Source organism: Mesorhizobium sp. M7A.F.Ca.MR.148.00.0.0, from assembly GCF_003997735.1.
In the GTDB taxonomy this organism is placed as follows: domain Bacteria; phylum Pseudomonadota; class Alphaproteobacteria; order Rhizobiales; family Rhizobiaceae; genus Mesorhizobium.
Window position 1 is genome coordinate 1 of the sequence record NZ_RZTB01000043.1, and the last position, 14,125, is coordinate 14,125.

The window sequence follows — 14,125 nt, forward strand, 5'->3', positions numbered from 1 at the left end:
GCAAGGAGGTGATGCGCAAGTCACCAAGATCGTAGGTCTGATAAAGGTCGCCTGAAGCTATGCGGCGCATTTTTTCCGATCCGTCTGTAAACAATCGACAACATGCGACGGGCCAGCCGCGTCGGCAACCCGCCCCGTCAATTCGATCTATGCCATGTGTGCGTGCGTCGCCTGCCGTGACCGGATGATGCAGTCGGCGAGGCGGTCCGCCTCGTCCAACTCGTCGGTATGATGCTGATATCCGGATGTCGCGATAGCCGCGAACACGACGCCAATCGGGGTTGGACTGCTACATCGACGGGACTGCCATCTGGTCGCGCCCTTTGCCCTGATATATCCGGCTGCATTCCGTTACATGAGTGAAACCGTGAAGACATCCAGCCTGACCGGCGCCGTTTCCCCGATGATCCCGGTACTCGTATGCGCGCTTGCGATCTTCCTGCTGTCCGGGATGGATGCGGCGATGAAGATCCTGGTCATCGCGGTCGGCGTCTACAACACTTTGCTGTGGCGCAGCATGGTCGCGACCGTGGTCGCGGGCACGGCCTGGCTGGCGGGACCGCGCCTAAAGCCAACCGTTCCGGTGCTGAGGCTGCATGCGCTGCGTGCCGCGGTTGTCGGCGTCGTCCTGATATCCTTCTTCTGGGGCTTGGCCAGGCTGCCGCTCGCGGAGGCGATCGGGCTCAGCTTCGTGGCGCCCTTGTTTGCCCTGTTTCTCGCCGCGCTGTTGCTGGGCGAACGGATCCGGCGCCAGGCTGTCTGGGCATCGTTGGCCGGCATCGCCGGCGTCGCCATCATCATGGCCGGCCAGTTCGGGCAGGCAGACTATTCGCAAGATGCCATGCTCGGCACGGCGGCGGTGCTCGTGTCGACGGTGTTCTACGGCTACAATCTGATCCTCGCCCGGCAACAGGCGCAGTTGGCCAAGCCGATCGAGATCATGCTGTTCCAGAACCTTTGCGTTGCCATCCTCCTCGGCCTCGCAGCACCTTGGCTCGCCGTCGCCCTGCCGAGCAATCTTTGGTTTCCTTTGGCCGGGGTGACGGTGCTGTCGCTCGCCGGGCAGTTCCTGATGAGTTGGTCCTACGCCCGCGCCGAAGCGCAATATCTGATCCCGACGGAATACTCGGCCTTCATCTGGGCGGTCGCGCTCGGCTGGTTCTTCTTCGGCGAGGAGGCGACCTGGACCACCTTGACCGGAGCATGCCTGATCGTCGCCGGCTGCCTGATCGCCGCGCGGGCCAATCCAAGGCTTGCCGAGCCCATCGAAATGGCGGTTTGAGCGCCGACGTTCAGCGCCCTGCAGGTTCGCGAAATACCCCAGTCTCCACCTCGTGCATGAAGTGAGCGATGAGAGCCGCGCATTGGCGATGATGCGTTTCGAGAAGCATGTGCCCGCTCTCAAAGACATGGATTTCGACTGCGTCGAGGTCGCGGCTGTAGGCCATGATCTCGTCCAGCGCGAAGAAGGCGTCGTGCCGTCCCCACAGCACGAGGCATGCTGGCTGTTGGTCGCGGAGATAGGCCTGGATTGCCGGGAAGCGCGCGATGTGCGAGCCATAATCGGTGAAGAGTTCGAACTGAATGTCGGTGTTGCCGGGCCTCGCCAGGCGCTCCGTATCGAGATACCAACCCTCGGGCGGAAACAACACCTTCAGGCGCTCGGGGAGACCGCCGATATATTGGTTTCGGGTCCCCTCGAAATTCATCCAGTCCGGCAGTTTGGCGCGGTTTTCTTCAGTCGGTCCGGCGAAGAATGCCTTCGGCGCGTCCCATTCCGGTCCCAGCCCCTCGTCATGAGCATTGCTGTCCTGGGCGATCAGGCCGAGGATGCGATCCGGCTGCCGTGTGGCGAGATGGTAGCCGACGGGCGTGCCGAAGTCAGTGACGTAGAGGAAGAATCGCTGGATGCCGAGGGCCTCGACGAAGGCTTCGATCGTGTTGGCCAGGTTCTCGAACGTGTAGTCATAGGCATCGATGGACGGGGCGGACGAAAAGCCGAAACCGGGCAGGTCCGGCGCCACCACATAGGCTGTCTCCGCCAGCGGTTCGATGACATTGCGATAGACGTGCGACGAAGTCGGATATCCGTGCAGCAGCAGGATTGCCGGTCTGCCGGGGTCGCCGGCATGACGGTAGAAGATGTCGAGGCCGTCGACATTGATGGTTTCGTGGTAGGTCTTGTAACGATTGCTGCACATCCTCTCTCTCCCAGTGGTCCGCGCCGACCTGGCGGTGCTATGGGTTTGACACCACATATCCCTGTGATAGTGGTTACATCATGTAACCGTATAATGCGGTTGATGAGGTTATGTTCCATGGGCGATGCATACACCGAATGGGTGCCGGATCACTTCATCGGCGGGCATCCCGCTTTGGACCTGTCGAATGCCGTGTTCGACCGGCGGGCGCCGGCAGCTGATAATGAACTGTTCAAGTCCGTCCGCGATGTTGCGAACTGGTTCAACGCCTCAGGGCTTGCCGACGATCGCCAGGCGCAGGCCGTTGCCGGGATAGCGGACGGGCGGTTCGTGGAGCGCGTCCGCGAAGTGCGGGAGGCGTCATTTCAGGTTTTCGAGTCAATCGCCGCGGGCCAACCGTCTGCGGTCGAACCGCTAGATCATGTCACCGTTTCACGGAAACGGCGAGCTGCTCTAACTCTTTGTTTTGACGCAATCCCGGACGGAAAACCGCTTAACACTTTTCCTGGAATTGCTCTAGGCGTGTTATTCTCGCGCACGGCAAGCTCGCTTGCCGCCGGCTCTATCGAGTTGGATGGCACCAGACCGAAGCTTGCCCTTGCCCGGTGGCGGGACCCGGACGCCGTCACCGCCTTGCTGGCCATGCTGTCCATCGACGCGTTCTTCACCCTGCCGCGCGACAGGCTGCATTCCTGCCCTCGCTGTGGCTGGCTTTTCCTCGATACGTCGCGAGGCGGCAAGCGGCGCTGGTGCAGCATGCGCACCTGCGGTAACCGCGAGAAGGTCTCGCGCCACCGAGGTCATGCCCATGCCTAGACCCGGGTTAGCCACGTCGCTTGCTGCGGGCAGGGCGGATGCCGGCGCGTCACTCCGGAAGACCGGCCTTGCGAAAACCATCGACGAAATGCTCGAGCGTAGCGGCGTCGCGGAATGGCTCGGTCGTCGCCCAGTGATGGGTTGTGAAATGCGGGTTGCCGACGAGAAACAGCTCGGCCTCCGCGCGCGCCTCGTCGAGCCGGCCGAGTTGGGCCAGGCTTGCCGCCAGGAAACGGCGTGAGCTTGTGCGATAGGTCTCGTCACGGCGCAACGTCTCGATAGCGGCTTGGTAGTCGCGCGCTGCATATTGCGCCTGGCCGAGCGTCAGATAGTACCAGCTCGCCGGAAACGGGTTCAGCCGGAACGCCTTGCCGATGTGCTCGAGGCCTTCTTCGACCCGTCCAGCCAGGACCGCGATGTCGGACAATGCCGCCCAGGTGTCGGCCTCGTTCGGGTCGAGCTCGATCGCCTTGGCGAATTCCGCATCCGCTTCAGTGAAACTGCGCTCATAGGCAAGCAGATAAGCCAGGATCCAGCGACAGCCGGCATCGTTGGGATCGATCGCCACGGCCTTGCGCGCCAACTCCAAGGCAACGCTGCGGGCAGCTTCGGTTGGTCCGCCCCAATGCACCCGTCCCATCCAGTGGTTCATGGCAAGCCAGCGATAGGGCTCGGCGTAATCAGGATCGAGCGACACCGCGCGCGTCAGCATCAGATGCGCTTCCTGCGCCATCTGCGGCGAATCGTCGATCAGCTTGCGCGCCCGCACGCAGAGATCGTAAGCCTCGAGATTGCTGGGTCGGTTGCGCGGCGGCGGCGCGCGCAGACGGCCAAGCAACGCCTCCACAATCTTGGCCGTAACCTCGTCCTGAACGGCAAAGATATCGTCCAGGCCGCGATCGAAGCGTTCCGCCCACAGATGATCGCCGCTCATCGCGTCGACCAGCTGTGCGTTGATGCGCACGCGCCCCGCGGCGCGTCTTGCGCTGCCTTCCAGCAGGTAGCGCACGCCAAGATCCCCGGCGATCTCGCGCACGTCCATCGCTTTTCCCTTGTAGGCAAAGGTCGAGTTGCGGGCGATGACGAACAGGCCGGAGATCCTGGACAGGTCGGTGATGAGGTCTTCGGTCAATCCGTCCACGAAGGAATCCTGCTCGGGATCGTTGCTGAAATTGACGAAGGGCAGCACGGCTATCGATGGTTTGTCGGGCAGCGGCAAGGGTTTTCGCTTGGCCTCGCCGAGCTGTTCGACGGCCCCCGTGAAACGGTAGCCGACGCGCGGAACGGTGGATATCCATTCGCCGTTCTCGCCGACAGGACCAAGCAGCTTGCGCAACTGCGCGATCTGGACAGTGAGGTTGCCTTGCTCCACGGCCGTGCCCGGCCATGCAGCGTCCATCAACTCGGCCTTCCCCAAGATTTCACCGGGCCGCCCGACGAGTGCTGCAAGCAGGCTCAGCCCGCGATAGCCAACGGCAACGGGGACGTCGTTCCGAAGCAGCGTTCCCGCACCCGGATCAAGCACGAACGGACCAAAGGCAAAACGCGATCCCTGCATAGGCGCATCTATAGAGCAATTCCAGGAAAAGTGTGAAGCGGTTTTCTGTTCGGAATTGCGTCAAAACAAAGGGTTAGAGTAGTTTGCCGGTTCCGTGAGCCGGTGAACTGCTCTAGCTCGTTTGGAAGTTTTGAGAACTATTTGGGAGGGCTTAATTACGGCGCCGTCCGTATCGCGCAGAATTCAACCTCATCGAGAGCCCCAGGCCCTCAAACCATATGGAGGTTGCCATGACCAATACACTTGCATCAGCCCAGCGTTGTGCAGCGCGACCGGGAACGCCCGTGCGGCCGGCATCGCGCCGGCTCCTGAAGACCCTGCGAAGCATCATAGCGAGTTGGCACGATCGGACCTGGCGCGAACGGATACGCTTTCGCTGGCAACTCAGGCAGATGTCGAAGGACAATCCGCATCTGATCGACGATATCGGCCTGACGATACAGCAGGTCGAGGGAGAGATCGCCAAGCCCTTCTGGGAACGATAGAGCGAATGCCGCAATTGCGTCGGGCGTCAGCGCACCGCCTCGCGATGGGCGCCCAACCGAGGTCGCTTTGGGCGATATGCATCAGAGGGCATCCATATGTACGCCATTGGTAATCTGAGTGCAGCCGGGCAGGCCGAATTGCTCGGCCCACAGACATAGTGAACCTGCTGCTGCGTTGAGCGCCGCGCCGCGTTCTGTCAGCGAATAGACTACCTTCGCTGGAACCACGGAGAAGACCTTGCGGTCGACAAGGCCGTCCGCCTCCAGTTCTCGCAATTGTTGCGCCAGCATCTTTTCACTGATGCCAGAAAGCGCCTGTTTCAATCGGCCAAATCTGCGCGACGCCGTTCCGAGCTCGCAAAGGATATCTACTTTCCACTTTCCTTCGACCATCCTGACGGCCGCTGCAAAGCCATTGTCCGCGGAATTGTTCATCGCGCGTTCCTTACCTTCTGGTGACCACTTACGCCTGGGTGCGTATCGCGCGCCGCTCGTTTTGACATACCTCTCAAGATGATCACAGCAAAACGCGGTCTGACGCCGCCAATTGATATGGAGTGTGGAATGAAGCTTTCAATCACGGTTATTGGAACGGGCCGTATGGGCTCGGCGCTCGCCGGCAGCCTGCTTCAGTCCGGATACCCGACGACTGTCTGGAACAGAACCAGACAGAAGACCGATCCACTCGCCAGGCTGGGCGCAATCGTCGCGCCCTCCGTCGAGGAAGCCGTGAACGCAGGCGAGATCATCATTGTGAATGTCAGCGACTATGAGGCGACAAAAGCGCTTCTCCACAGTGACGCCATCGCCTCAGCCATTCGCGGCAAGCTGATCGTGGAGTTGACTTCCGGGACGCCAAATGGCGCACGGGAAGCGGCTGAATGGTATAGGGAGCACGGCGCAAGCTACCTTGATGGCGCGATCATGGCGACGCCGGATTATATCGGCACGGACGCCGGAACCATCCTGCTTGCCGGGCCAAGGGCGGCTTTCGACACGAACCGCGATGTGTTTCGCGCTTTGGGTGGCAATGTTCAGCACGTTGGCGAAGAACCAGGGCGTGCGAACGGGCTCGATAGCGCACTACTGGCTATCATGTGGGGCGCTCTGTTCGGGACGCTCCATGCGATCGCCGTGTCGCAGGCCGAAGAGATCGAACTCGGTGAACTGGCGCGGCAGTGGTCCGCGACGGCGCCGGTCATTGACGGCCTGGTGACCGACCTCATCAAGCGGACGAGCGCTGGCCGATTTGCCAGCGATAACGAAACGCTCTCGTCGATCTCGGCGCACCACGGCGCAATGCAGCATCTATTGGAGTTGATGCAGTTCCGCGAAATCGACCGTTCAATAGTCGATGGTTATGATGCGATATTCAAACGGGCCATAGCGGCGGGCCACTTGCACGATGATTTCGCCGCGCTCTCGAACTTTCTGACGACAGGGAAGTAGCATGCCTTTGACGCATCTCATTGATAAGTATTGTGCATCGTGGTCCACCGAAAACGCCGAGAAGCGGCGGGTGTCGCTGTTATCGATCTTGAGCGATGGCGCGACGTATACCGATCCAACCGTTCACGCAGTTGGTGCTGAAGAACTTCTAGCCCACATTGCAGGAATTCAGAGCGAGTATCCGGGTGCATGCATTCTGCGGACCAGCAACGTGGATGTTCATCACGGCGTCGCGCGCTTCGCGTGGAAGTTTGTGATGCCTGACGGTTCGTCTTTACCCGAGGGCCTGGACATCGCTTTTCTGGATGAGGAGCAGAAACGGATTACGCGCATCATTGGCTTCTTCGGTTTGTTGAAACCAGCTCGATCTCTGGCAGAGGGCGGCGTCAGCTAACCGGTCAAAAGCTGACATTCGAACATGTCAGCGCACCGCCTCGCGGTGGGCGCCGGGCAGGCGGGTGGCGATCAGCTTGTCGATGCGGCGGCCGTCGAGATCGACCACCTCGAAGCGCCAGCCCTGGGCGTCGACGCATTCGCCGGTCGCCGGCAAATGGTGCATGTGCGACAGCACATAACCGGCGACGGTTTCGTAATCGCGGTTTTCCGGCAGGTCGATGCCGAGAATATCGGCCATCTCGTCGGCCTGCATGTAGCCGGCGAGCAGCCACGAGCCGTCCTCGCGCTTGACCGCGTTCTCCTCGTCGCCGGCGTCTGTGTCCGCGCGGAACACGCCGGTGATGGCTTCCAGAATGTCGGCCGGGGTGACGATGCCTTCGAAATGGCCGTATTCGTCATGCACCAGCGCCATCGGCACGTCGGATTCCTTCAGCTTCTGCAGCACATCCAGCGCGTCGGCCTGGTCGTAGACGATGGGGGCTGCGCGCACATGCCTGCGCGGGTCGAGCACGCGGCCGGCAAGCAACGCGGCCAGCACGTCACGCGTCTGGACGACGCCGACCATGACGTCGACGCCGCCGTCACCTGCCGGCAGGCGCGAATGCTGGGTTTCCATGAGCAGCTTGCGGATGGCCGCCTCGTCGGATTGCAGATTGATCCAGTCGACCTCGGTGCGCGGCGTCATCACCGCGCGCACGGCGCGGTCGCCAAGCCGCATGACGCCGGCGATCATGCGCCGCTCGTCGGATTCGATGGTGCCGTGATGCTCGGCCTCGGCGACCAGCATCTTGATCTCCTCATCGGTGACCTTCTCCTCGCTTTCGCCGCGCTGGCCGAGCAGCCACAGGATGGTGCGGCCGGAGAAATCGAGCAGGAAGACCAGCGGCGCCGAGACGGTGGCGAGGATGGTCATTGCCGGAGCGACCCTGGCGGCGACCCGCTCGGGGTCACGCAACGCGATCTGCTTGGGCACCAGTTCGCCGACGATCAGCGAGAAATAGGTGATGATGGCGACGACGATGCCGACGCCGAGCGGATCGGCGACGGTCTCGCGGATGCCGGTCGATGCCAGGAACTGCGCCAGCCGTTCGCCGAGCGTGGCGCCGGAAAAGGCGCCGGAGAGGACGCCGACCAGGGTGATGCCGATCTGCACCGAGGAGAGGAACTTGCCGGGATTCGAGCCAAGCTCGAGCGCGCGGCCGGCGCCATTGATGCCTCGGTCGATCATCGCTTTCAGGCGGGCCGGTCGCGACGAGACGATGGCAAGTTCGGACATCGACAGAAGGCCGTTCACACAGATGAGGACGACCACGATAGCGATTTCTACGTATAACATGAGCGGTCAATAGCATTGCGGCGCGGTCTTCGAAAATAGTCCGACGTGATTTTTGAGAAATGACCGGCATTTCGGTCACGCGGCATCCCAGGGCGGCGTCGAAAAATGTTCGACGAGGGCGTCGACGACAACCCGTACCTTTGGCGTGAGCGCGCGCGTTACCGGCCAGACGGCATGCACGACGATGTTCTCGACCAGGCAGTCCGACAGCACCATTTCGAGATCGCCGCTTTTGAGGTTGTCGGCGGCCAGCCATGTCGGCAGGAAGGCGATGCCGCAGCCGGCGAGCGCTGCATCCAGCATCGGTTCGCCATGGCCGAGAACGAGTCGCGCCTTGGGCATGAAGGTTGCGAGATGGCCGTCGGAATGCCTGATCACCCAGGGCCGGACGATGCCCTCGCGACCGTAGCCAATGACGCTGTGATCGGCGAGATCCTCGACCGATTGCGGCCGGCCATGCCTGTCGAGATAGTCGGGAGCCGCGCATATGGCCGAGCGCTGGGCGTAGAGGCGCCTGGCCGCAAGCGACAGGCTGTCGTCGAGTTCGCCCATGCGGATCGCCAGGTCGATGCCCTCCTCGATCAGGTCGACGCGGCGGTCATTGAAGGAGACTTCCACCGTCAGGTCCGGAAATTTCTTCGAAATCTCGAACAGCACGGGGGCGACGCAGCGTCGGCCGAAGGCCAGCGGCACGTCGATCCGAAGCCGGCCAGACGGGACCTGACGGCGCGAGGCAAGCAGCGACTGTGCGGCTTCGATCTCGGCAAGGGCCCGGACGCAGGCTTCATAATAGCTGACGCCTTCGCTGGTCGGGCTGAGGCTGCGGGTGGTGCGGTTCAGCAAGCGGACGCCGAGTCTCTGCTCCAGCTGCGCGATCGATTTGCCGATCGCCGACTTCGTCACATGCAGCCGCTCGCCGGCGCTGGTGAAGCTGCCGGCCTCCACCGCCTGAACAAACGCGACGATGCCTTGCAGGTCGGCCGTTTCCATGGCGATTTCCTATTGTCGACTTTTAATCCGCAATCAGTGTCAATTATACCGCACGGAAGCACTATTTTCTATAGTCGAAAGGCATAAATGTCTCGCCTGGCATCAACGCACGGAGCGCGACACGACATGAGCACCCCAATCAACAGATCTTGGCAGATGAGCGGTTTTGGCCTGTCGAGGCTAAGCCAGGTGGAAGGCAAGGTGCCCGAGCCAGGGGCGCACGATTTGCTGGTGCGGACCCAGGCCGTGTCGCTCAACTACAAGGACAAGATGATCGTAGACGGCGTGCTGATCCCCGACCTTGCCTTTCCCTTCGTGCCGACATCCGACGCGGTGGGTGAAGTGGTGGCCGTCGGCAGTGCGGTCAGCCGCTTTCAGGTCGGCCAGCGCGTGCTCGGCCAGGTGATCGCCGATTGGCCGGATGGCGACGCACCGCCGGTGCTGCATAAGCACACGCTGGGGTCGTCGCTGTCGGGCATGCTTTCCGACCATGTCATCTTCGGCGAGGACGCCGCGGTGCTGGCGCCGCCATCGCTCGGCGATATCGAGGCCGCGACATTGCCGATCGCGGCGCTGACGGCCTGGTTCGCCATGGCCGAAGCGACCAGACCGGTGCCGGGCCAGACCATTCTGATCCAGGGCACCGGCGGCGTGTCGCTGTTTGCCCTGCAGTTCGCCACCGCGTTCGGCCTGCGCGCCATCGTCACCTCAAGCAGCGATGAAAAGCTTGAGCGGGCAAGAAAGCTCGGCGCCTGGCAAGGGATCAACTACCGCACGCAACCGGCCTGGGACGAGGCCGCGCGTGAGCTGACGAACGGGCTGGGCGTCAACCACGTGCTGGAAATGGTCGGCGGCGATAATGCACGGCGATCGCTGAATGCGCTCGCCGCCGACGGTCGGCTGTCGATCATCGGCCTGTTGGGCGCGATGGAGCTCAGCTTCCCTATCATGCCCTTCATGCGCAACCGCATCACCGTGCAGGGCCTGTCGGTTGGCCATCGCCGCGCCTTCGAACGTATGAATCAGGCGATCGAGGCGCTGGCGATCAAGCCGGTCATCGACAAGCTCTTTGGCTTCGACGAGGTGCCGCAAGCCTTGCAGCATCTGGAGAAAGGGCCGTTCGGCAAGATCGTGATCACCACGAACTGACTTTTGCGATGGTCAGGGCAACTGCTTCAACACGCCGACAATTGCCTCGCCATCCGTGAAATAGGGATCGCCGCCGCCATTGCGTCCCGTACTGGTGGCGCCGACGCCCGATATATCGCTGGTCGAGATCAGCGTGCCGGCGGTGGCCAGGTCGCGCATCAGGAAATCGCGCTCGGCGTCGATGTCGGGGCCGATATGGTGGGTGACGGCGCCGGTGTCGTGGCTGAGGCCGACGCCGCGATCGAAGCTGGCCGAGCCCAGCCACAGCGGCCGGCCATCGTCGCCGCTTGCATCGGTCAGCCAGAAGCGGACATGATGCCGGCGGTCGGCGCTGAGGCCCTCCGGCTTTTCGAAGGTGAGATCCTGGGCGCGGCCATCGAACAGCAGCCTGCTGACCGGCGCATCGGGGTAGGGGTGGTCGAACAGCACGCTTTCACCAATCTCGATCGCGGTCTTCAGGGTCACGGCGTCGGCGGTGTCCCAGCCGGCGACGGCGAAGGCGTGCACTACTTCCTTTCGCGTACCGACAAGACCGACATTGATGGGATCGCCCGGAATGCCTTGCGGCGTGTGCGTCACCATCTCGAAGCTGTGCTTGCGAAAGCCGCGATCGTGAAACGTCCAGAATTCCGGTGCGGCAAAATAGGCGAGCGCCAGATAGGCGGCCAGCAAGGTCGCCACCCAGATTGCAACGCGTCGCCGAAAACTTCGCTGGCTCATGAACGCCGCCCGATCCGTGCGGTATCTGTTGCCTGCCGGACCCTGGAAATCAATGGCCAGCAGCGCGCCGCCGGTCTATCGTGGGCCATCGTTTCCTCGCGGGGGCAGCAATGGAGCGGAAGCTGGCAAGCCGCAAGCCAATGGCGTTGACCGCCGAGCTTGTCGCGCAAGTTGAGCGTGTCGAGCCTGATCCCGGGCCAGAGCCCGGAACCAGCGAGCACACCGATGTGGAGTTCGATGGCCTGGTCGAAAAGCTGCTTTTGCAGCATCGTCCCGAGACGCTTTGGGTCTTTGCCTACGGGTCGTTGATCTGGAACCCCGAATTCGCCTATGTCGAGCAGCGCCCGGCCACGGCGCCGGGATGGCACCGCTCGTTTTGCCTGAAACTGACCCGCTGGCGCGGAACCCGCGATTTGCCGGCCCTGATGCTGGCGCTCGATCGAGGCGGCAGTTGCAATGGCATTGCCTATCGGCTGCCCGCGGAAGATCATTTCGGGCAACTCGGCCAGTTGATGCGCCGCGAGATCGATGCCAACCCGCCAACCAACGTGCCATGCTGGATCAAGGTCAAGACCAGGGACGGGCCGCTGCGTGCCCTGGCTTTCGTCGCCGCGCCGGACGGCAGCGCCTATGCCGGCCGGTTGCCATTGGAGCAGGTTGCCGACACTCTGGCACGGGCTGCCGGTCATTGGGGCTCTTCGGCGCAGTATTTGTTCAGGACCGTGACCAAGCTTGAAGAGAGCGGCATCCGCGACCGCAATCTCTGGCGCATCCAGGACTTGGTTGCACGGCAGATCGCCGCTTCAACCGGTGGCGCCGATTAGGCTGATCTCTCCCTAACGGCAGGCGCGATAACCGTTTTTGCGGTTCTTGATGTCGAAATGGAAATGGTTGCGGTGGTCGTAATTGTAGCCGGGGCCGAGTACGGTGGTGAAGTACTGGCAGCCGTCGGCGCGCACATTGTTGAGGAAGCCGCGGGTGCGGAAGGCGAACAGGCCGGGCTTGCGCACGTCGATGTCGTCGCCATTGTTGAGTTCGATGCTCATGACGTCGAGCGCATTTCCCTTGCCATGCTCGGACAGGACACCTTCGCCGGCAATCCTGCGGCAGGAATAGCTGGAGCCCTGGTGGATGGTCTTGACGCCGGAGAAATAGCGCCAGCGGGCGGAGGGGACGAGCTCGTTCTTCGTCCAGCCGGCAAAGGTGGCGGCCATGTCGCAGGTCAGGGTCGCGGCGGGTTTCATCTGGATGTTGCCGATGGCCGAAACCTTGACCGGATAATCGATGCCGCACTGGCCTTCATGGATCGGCGCCAGGTCGGTGTAGGCGACATCGAGACGCTTCAATTGCTGCCGGCAGTCGGTTTCGCTGGCCGGCATCTGCTCGACGGGCGACATCGGCTCGTCCATGCGCGGATAGGCGGCCTGCGTCATGTATGGATTGGAAGGGACAAGCTTCTGCATGCCGGCATATTGCGGCACGGCAGCCGTCTGCGCGCCGACGTCGACGGCCGGCTGCAGCGACAGCACACTGCCGGTGTTGCAGGCGGAAAGCGCCGCCAGCGCCAGGCCGGCGGTCAGCATTGCTGCATAGTTTGCCTGGCGCGCGGTGGCGAAAAACACGGCCCGAAATTTGCCGGCCATTGGCGGAATCCCGTTGATGGATATCCGGCATTTTAACGATCAAGGGTAAAGGAAAACTCAGCGCCCGCGTTCATGCCTGCGGCCGAATTGCGGCACGCGGCCTGGATCAGCCATGCTCACTGGCAGAACGTGCCGCCATGCCGGCGCGGTTCGAGATCGAGATGGAAATGCAGGGAGTGATCAGGATCGGCGCCCGGACCGAGCACCGTCTTGAAGGGTCCACAGGCTGCCTTGCGCACGGCGTTGAGGAATTTGGCGTCCTTCTCCGGCGGCGCCGGGCCGACCTCGATCTTCTTGCCGTCCGACAGCGTGAAGCTGGCGATGTCGAGCGCGTTGCCAAAGGCGTGTTCCGACAGTTTTCGGGTGCCGTTGCGTGGCCGGCAGACAAAAGCCGATGCCTGGCCGATCGATTTCAGGTCCTCACCGAATTCGGCCTTCGCCGCCGGCTGGATGACATCGGCGGCAAAACGCGCTGCCGCCTCGGCCATCTTGCAATTGAGCTCGGTGCCGGGGCCGATGGCGACGGACTTTCCAAGGGTCTTCAGCACCAGGGGGTAGGGGATCGAACAGCCGATTTCGGGCTGGCTTTCCGCCTTGTGTTCTTCGAATTCGACGCCGAGCGTCTTCAGCCGTTCGCGGCAGGCGACCTCTTCGGTGGGCATCTTCCCCTCGGGCTTGTCGGCCGAGCGCGGGTCGGGCAGCATTTCTTTGTCGCTTGTATCGGCCGGCTTTTGCGGCGGCTGAGGTGCGACGACCGGCGGCCCAGCCTCGGGCTCCGCGATGTCGGGTTTTGGCGTCGGCGTCGGTGCAATGGCCGGCGGCTCCGGCTCGCTTTCCCCGGCTGACGGCTCCTGAGCGGACGGCTCGGGACGTGTCTGCTTTTCCTGGTGGGATTTTTCTTGCTTGAACCGGTCGGGCGCTCCGGCGCTCTTCGGAGCTTCCGGCTTTTGCTCCTCGGTCTTTGCAGCGTCAGCCTTTGGAGCGTCCGCCGGGCGTGGCTCGGGCACTGGAATGCCGGGCTTGGGTGCTGGAATACCGGCCTCGGGCATCGGAACATCGGCGGGCGAGGGCAGCGGAGCCTGCGTTTTCTGCTGTGTCCGGTTCGGTGTGACCTGCCGGTGGCGCCGTGGTTTCAGGCTTTTTCCGCGCCGGTGTTTCAGGGGTTGGTCGGCCCGCTGTGTCAGCGGCTGCTCCATTCGCGGCGTCAGCGGCTGGTGATGGCGGTGGCGATGTTTGGCGTCAGCCGGTGTCACCAGCAGAGCCGTGACGGCCATGACCAATGCGATCCTGAACGTTCGGGAAAAGATAAGCAACCCCATCGCCGTCAACGGCGCCGACGCAAGGTGGTTGCCTCGGCCGCATCACGAACGGTAACCGCTCCG

General features: G+C 62.7%; 15 protein-coding genes. 7 read left to right on the forward strand and 8 right to left on the reverse strand.

What is annotated here, in order from left to right; all coding sequences use genetic code 11:
* The first annotated feature begins 355 nt into the window (after positions 1-355).
* Complete coding sequence (locus EOB49_RS17425) at positions 356-1,282, forward strand: DMT family transporter (protein ID WP_127381700.1); 927 nt, start codon at positions 356-358, stop codon at positions 1,280-1,282.
* Positions 1,283-1,292: 10 nt separating this feature from the next.
* On the opposite strand, the gene EOB49_RS17430 is transcribed toward EOB49_RS17425, so the two are convergent.
* Positions 1,293-2,201, reverse strand: a complete 909-nt coding sequence (locus EOB49_RS17430) for an alpha/beta hydrolase (RefSeq protein ID WP_127381701.1) — start codon at positions 2,199-2,201, stop codon at positions 1,293-1,295.
* A gap of 117 nt (positions 2,202-2,318) precedes the next feature.
* Between EOB49_RS17430 and EOB49_RS17435 the strand changes: the two genes are divergently transcribed.
* Positions 2,319-3,017, forward strand: coding sequence for a CGNR zinc finger domain-containing protein (locus EOB49_RS17435; RefSeq protein ID WP_127381702.1), 699 nt, complete (start codon positions 2,319-2,321; stop codon positions 3,015-3,017).
* A 49-nt stretch (positions 3,018-3,066) separates the two neighbouring features.
* Here the strand turns inward: EOB49_RS17435 and EOB49_RS17440 are convergent, their stop codons facing one another.
* Positions 3,067-4,575: a winged helix-turn-helix domain-containing tetratricopeptide repeat protein gene (locus tag EOB49_RS17440; RefSeq protein ID WP_127381703.1), complete on the reverse strand. Its 1,509-nt coding sequence runs from the start codon at positions 4,573-4,575 to the stop codon at positions 3,067-3,069.
* Between the two features lie 230 nt (positions 4,576-4,805).
* Here EOB49_RS17440 and EOB49_RS17445 point away from each other — a divergent pair, with 230 nt between their 5' ends.
* Positions 4,806-5,060 (forward strand): DUF1127 domain-containing protein, encoded by a 255-nt coding sequence (locus EOB49_RS17445; RefSeq protein WP_127318578.1) that lies wholly within the window; start codon positions 4,806-4,808, stop codon positions 5,058-5,060.
* A gap of 81 nt (positions 5,061-5,141) precedes the next feature.
* Here the strand turns inward: EOB49_RS17445 and EOB49_RS17450 are convergent, their stop codons facing one another.
* Positions 5,142-5,495, reverse strand: a complete 354-nt coding sequence (locus EOB49_RS17450; protein ID WP_127270482.1) for a winged helix-turn-helix transcriptional regulator — start codon at positions 5,493-5,495, stop codon at positions 5,142-5,144.
* A 129-nt stretch (positions 5,496-5,624) separates the two neighbouring features.
* Here EOB49_RS17450 and EOB49_RS17455 point away from each other — a divergent pair, with 129 nt between their 5' ends.
* Together EOB49_RS17455 and EOB49_RS17460 are read left to right on the forward strand one after the other, a co-directional pair.
* Positions 5,625-6,509 (forward strand): NAD(P)-binding domain-containing protein, encoded by an 885-nt coding sequence (locus EOB49_RS17455; protein WP_127381704.1) that lies wholly within the window; start codon positions 5,625-5,627, stop codon positions 6,507-6,509.
* Position 6,510: 1 nt separating this feature from the next.
* On the forward strand, positions 6,511-6,903 hold the full coding sequence (locus EOB49_RS17460; protein WP_127318572.1) for a nuclear transport factor 2 family protein: 393 nt from the start codon (positions 6,511-6,513) through the stop codon (positions 6,901-6,903).
* 27 nt (positions 6,904-6,930) lie between these two features.
* Here EOB49_RS17460 and EOB49_RS17465 read toward each other — a convergent pair whose 3' ends face one another.
* Positions 6,931-8,241, reverse strand: coding sequence for a hemolysin family protein (locus EOB49_RS17465; protein WP_127295019.1), 1,311 nt, complete (start codon positions 8,239-8,241; stop codon positions 6,931-6,933).
* 75 nt (positions 8,242-8,316) lie between these two features.
* Positions 8,317-9,231, reverse strand: coding sequence for a LysR family transcriptional regulator (locus EOB49_RS17470; protein WP_127381705.1), 915 nt, complete (start codon positions 9,229-9,231; stop codon positions 8,317-8,319).
* Between the two features lie 126 nt (positions 9,232-9,357).
* Here EOB49_RS17470 and EOB49_RS17475 point away from each other — a divergent pair, with 126 nt between their 5' ends.
* The gene (locus tag EOB49_RS17475) at positions 9,358-10,380 is read left to right on the forward strand and encodes an NAD(P)-dependent alcohol dehydrogenase (protein ID WP_127318568.1); all 1,023 of its coding nucleotides are present in this window, start codon (positions 9,358-9,360) and stop codon (positions 10,378-10,380) included.
* A 12-nt stretch (positions 10,381-10,392) separates the two neighbouring features.
* Here the strand turns inward: EOB49_RS17475 and EOB49_RS17480 are convergent, their stop codons facing one another.
* Positions 10,393-11,100: an LssY C-terminal domain-containing protein gene (locus EOB49_RS17480; protein ID WP_127381706.1), complete on the reverse strand. Its 708-nt coding sequence runs from the start codon at positions 11,098-11,100 to the stop codon at positions 10,393-10,395.
* A 110-nt stretch (positions 11,101-11,210) separates the two neighbouring features.
* Here EOB49_RS17480 and EOB49_RS17485 point away from each other — a divergent pair, with 110 nt between their 5' ends.
* Complete coding sequence (locus EOB49_RS17485) at positions 11,211-11,924, forward strand: gamma-glutamylcyclotransferase (RefSeq protein WP_127381707.1); 714 nt, start codon at positions 11,211-11,213, stop codon at positions 11,922-11,924.
* Between the two features lie 12 nt (positions 11,925-11,936).
* On the opposite strand, the gene EOB49_RS17490 is transcribed toward EOB49_RS17485, so the two are convergent.
* Both EOB49_RS17490 and EOB49_RS17495 read right to left on the reverse strand, forming a co-directional pair.
* On the reverse strand, positions 11,937-12,743 hold the full coding sequence (locus EOB49_RS17490; RefSeq protein WP_127381708.1) for an extensin family protein: 807 nt from the start codon (positions 12,741-12,743) through the stop codon (positions 11,937-11,939).
* 116 nt (positions 12,744-12,859) lie between these two features.
* Positions 12,860-13,939: an extensin family protein gene (locus tag EOB49_RS17495; protein ID WP_164781714.1), complete on the reverse strand. Its 1,080-nt coding sequence runs from the start codon at positions 13,937-13,939 to the stop codon at positions 12,860-12,862.
* Between the last annotated feature and the right edge of the window lie 186 nt (positions 13,940-14,125).

Coding starts and splice junctions, on each gene's coding strand:
- EOB49_RS17480 (WP_127381706.1), bottom strand. CDS start 11,100: ATGAGCCAGCGAAGTTTTCGGCGACGCGTTGCAATCTGGGTGGCGACC.
- EOB49_RS17490 (WP_127381708.1), bottom strand. CDS start 12,743: ATGGCCGGCAAATTTCGGGCCGTGTTTTTCGCCACCGCGCGCCAGGCA.
- EOB49_RS17460 (WP_127318572.1), top strand. CDS start 6,511: ATGCCTTTGACGCATCTCATTGATAAGTATTGTGCATCGTGGTCCACC.
- EOB49_RS17465 (WP_127295019.1), bottom strand. CDS start 8,241: ATGTTATACGTAGAAATCGCTATCGTGGTCGTCCTCATCTGTGTGAAC.
- EOB49_RS17425 (WP_127381700.1), top strand. CDS start 356: ATGAGTGAAACCGTGAAGACATCCAGCCTGACCGGCGCCGTTTCCCCG.
- EOB49_RS17430 (WP_127381701.1), bottom strand. CDS start 2,201: ATGTGCAGCAATCGTTACAAGACCTACCACGAAACCATCAATGTCGAC.
- EOB49_RS17450 (WP_127270482.1), bottom strand. CDS start 5,495: ATGAACAATTCCGCGGACAATGGCTTTGCAGCGGCCGTCAGGATGGTC.
- EOB49_RS17485 (WP_127381707.1), top strand. CDS start 11,211: ATGGAGCGGAAGCTGGCAAGCCGCAAGCCAATGGCGTTGACCGCCGAG.
- EOB49_RS17440 (WP_127381703.1), bottom strand. CDS start 4,575: ATGCAGGGATCGCGTTTTGCCTTTGGTCCGTTCGTGCTTGATCCGGGT.
- EOB49_RS17495 (WP_164781714.1), bottom strand. CDS start 13,939: ATGGAGCAGCCGCTGACACAGCGGGCCGACCAACCCCTGAAACACCGG.
- EOB49_RS17470 (WP_127381705.1), bottom strand. CDS start 9,231: ATGGAAACGGCCGACCTGCAAGGCATCGTCGCGTTTGTTCAGGCGGTG.
- EOB49_RS17445 (WP_127318578.1), top strand. CDS start 4,806: ATGACCAATACACTTGCATCAGCCCAGCGTTGTGCAGCGCGACCGGGA.
- EOB49_RS17475 (WP_127318568.1), top strand. CDS start 9,358: ATGAGCACCCCAATCAACAGATCTTGGCAGATGAGCGGTTTTGGCCTG.
- EOB49_RS17435 (WP_127381702.1), top strand. CDS start 2,319: ATGGGCGATGCATACACCGAATGGGTGCCGGATCACTTCATCGGCGGG.
- EOB49_RS17455 (WP_127381704.1), top strand. CDS start 5,625: ATGAAGCTTTCAATCACGGTTATTGGAACGGGCCGTATGGGCTCGGCG.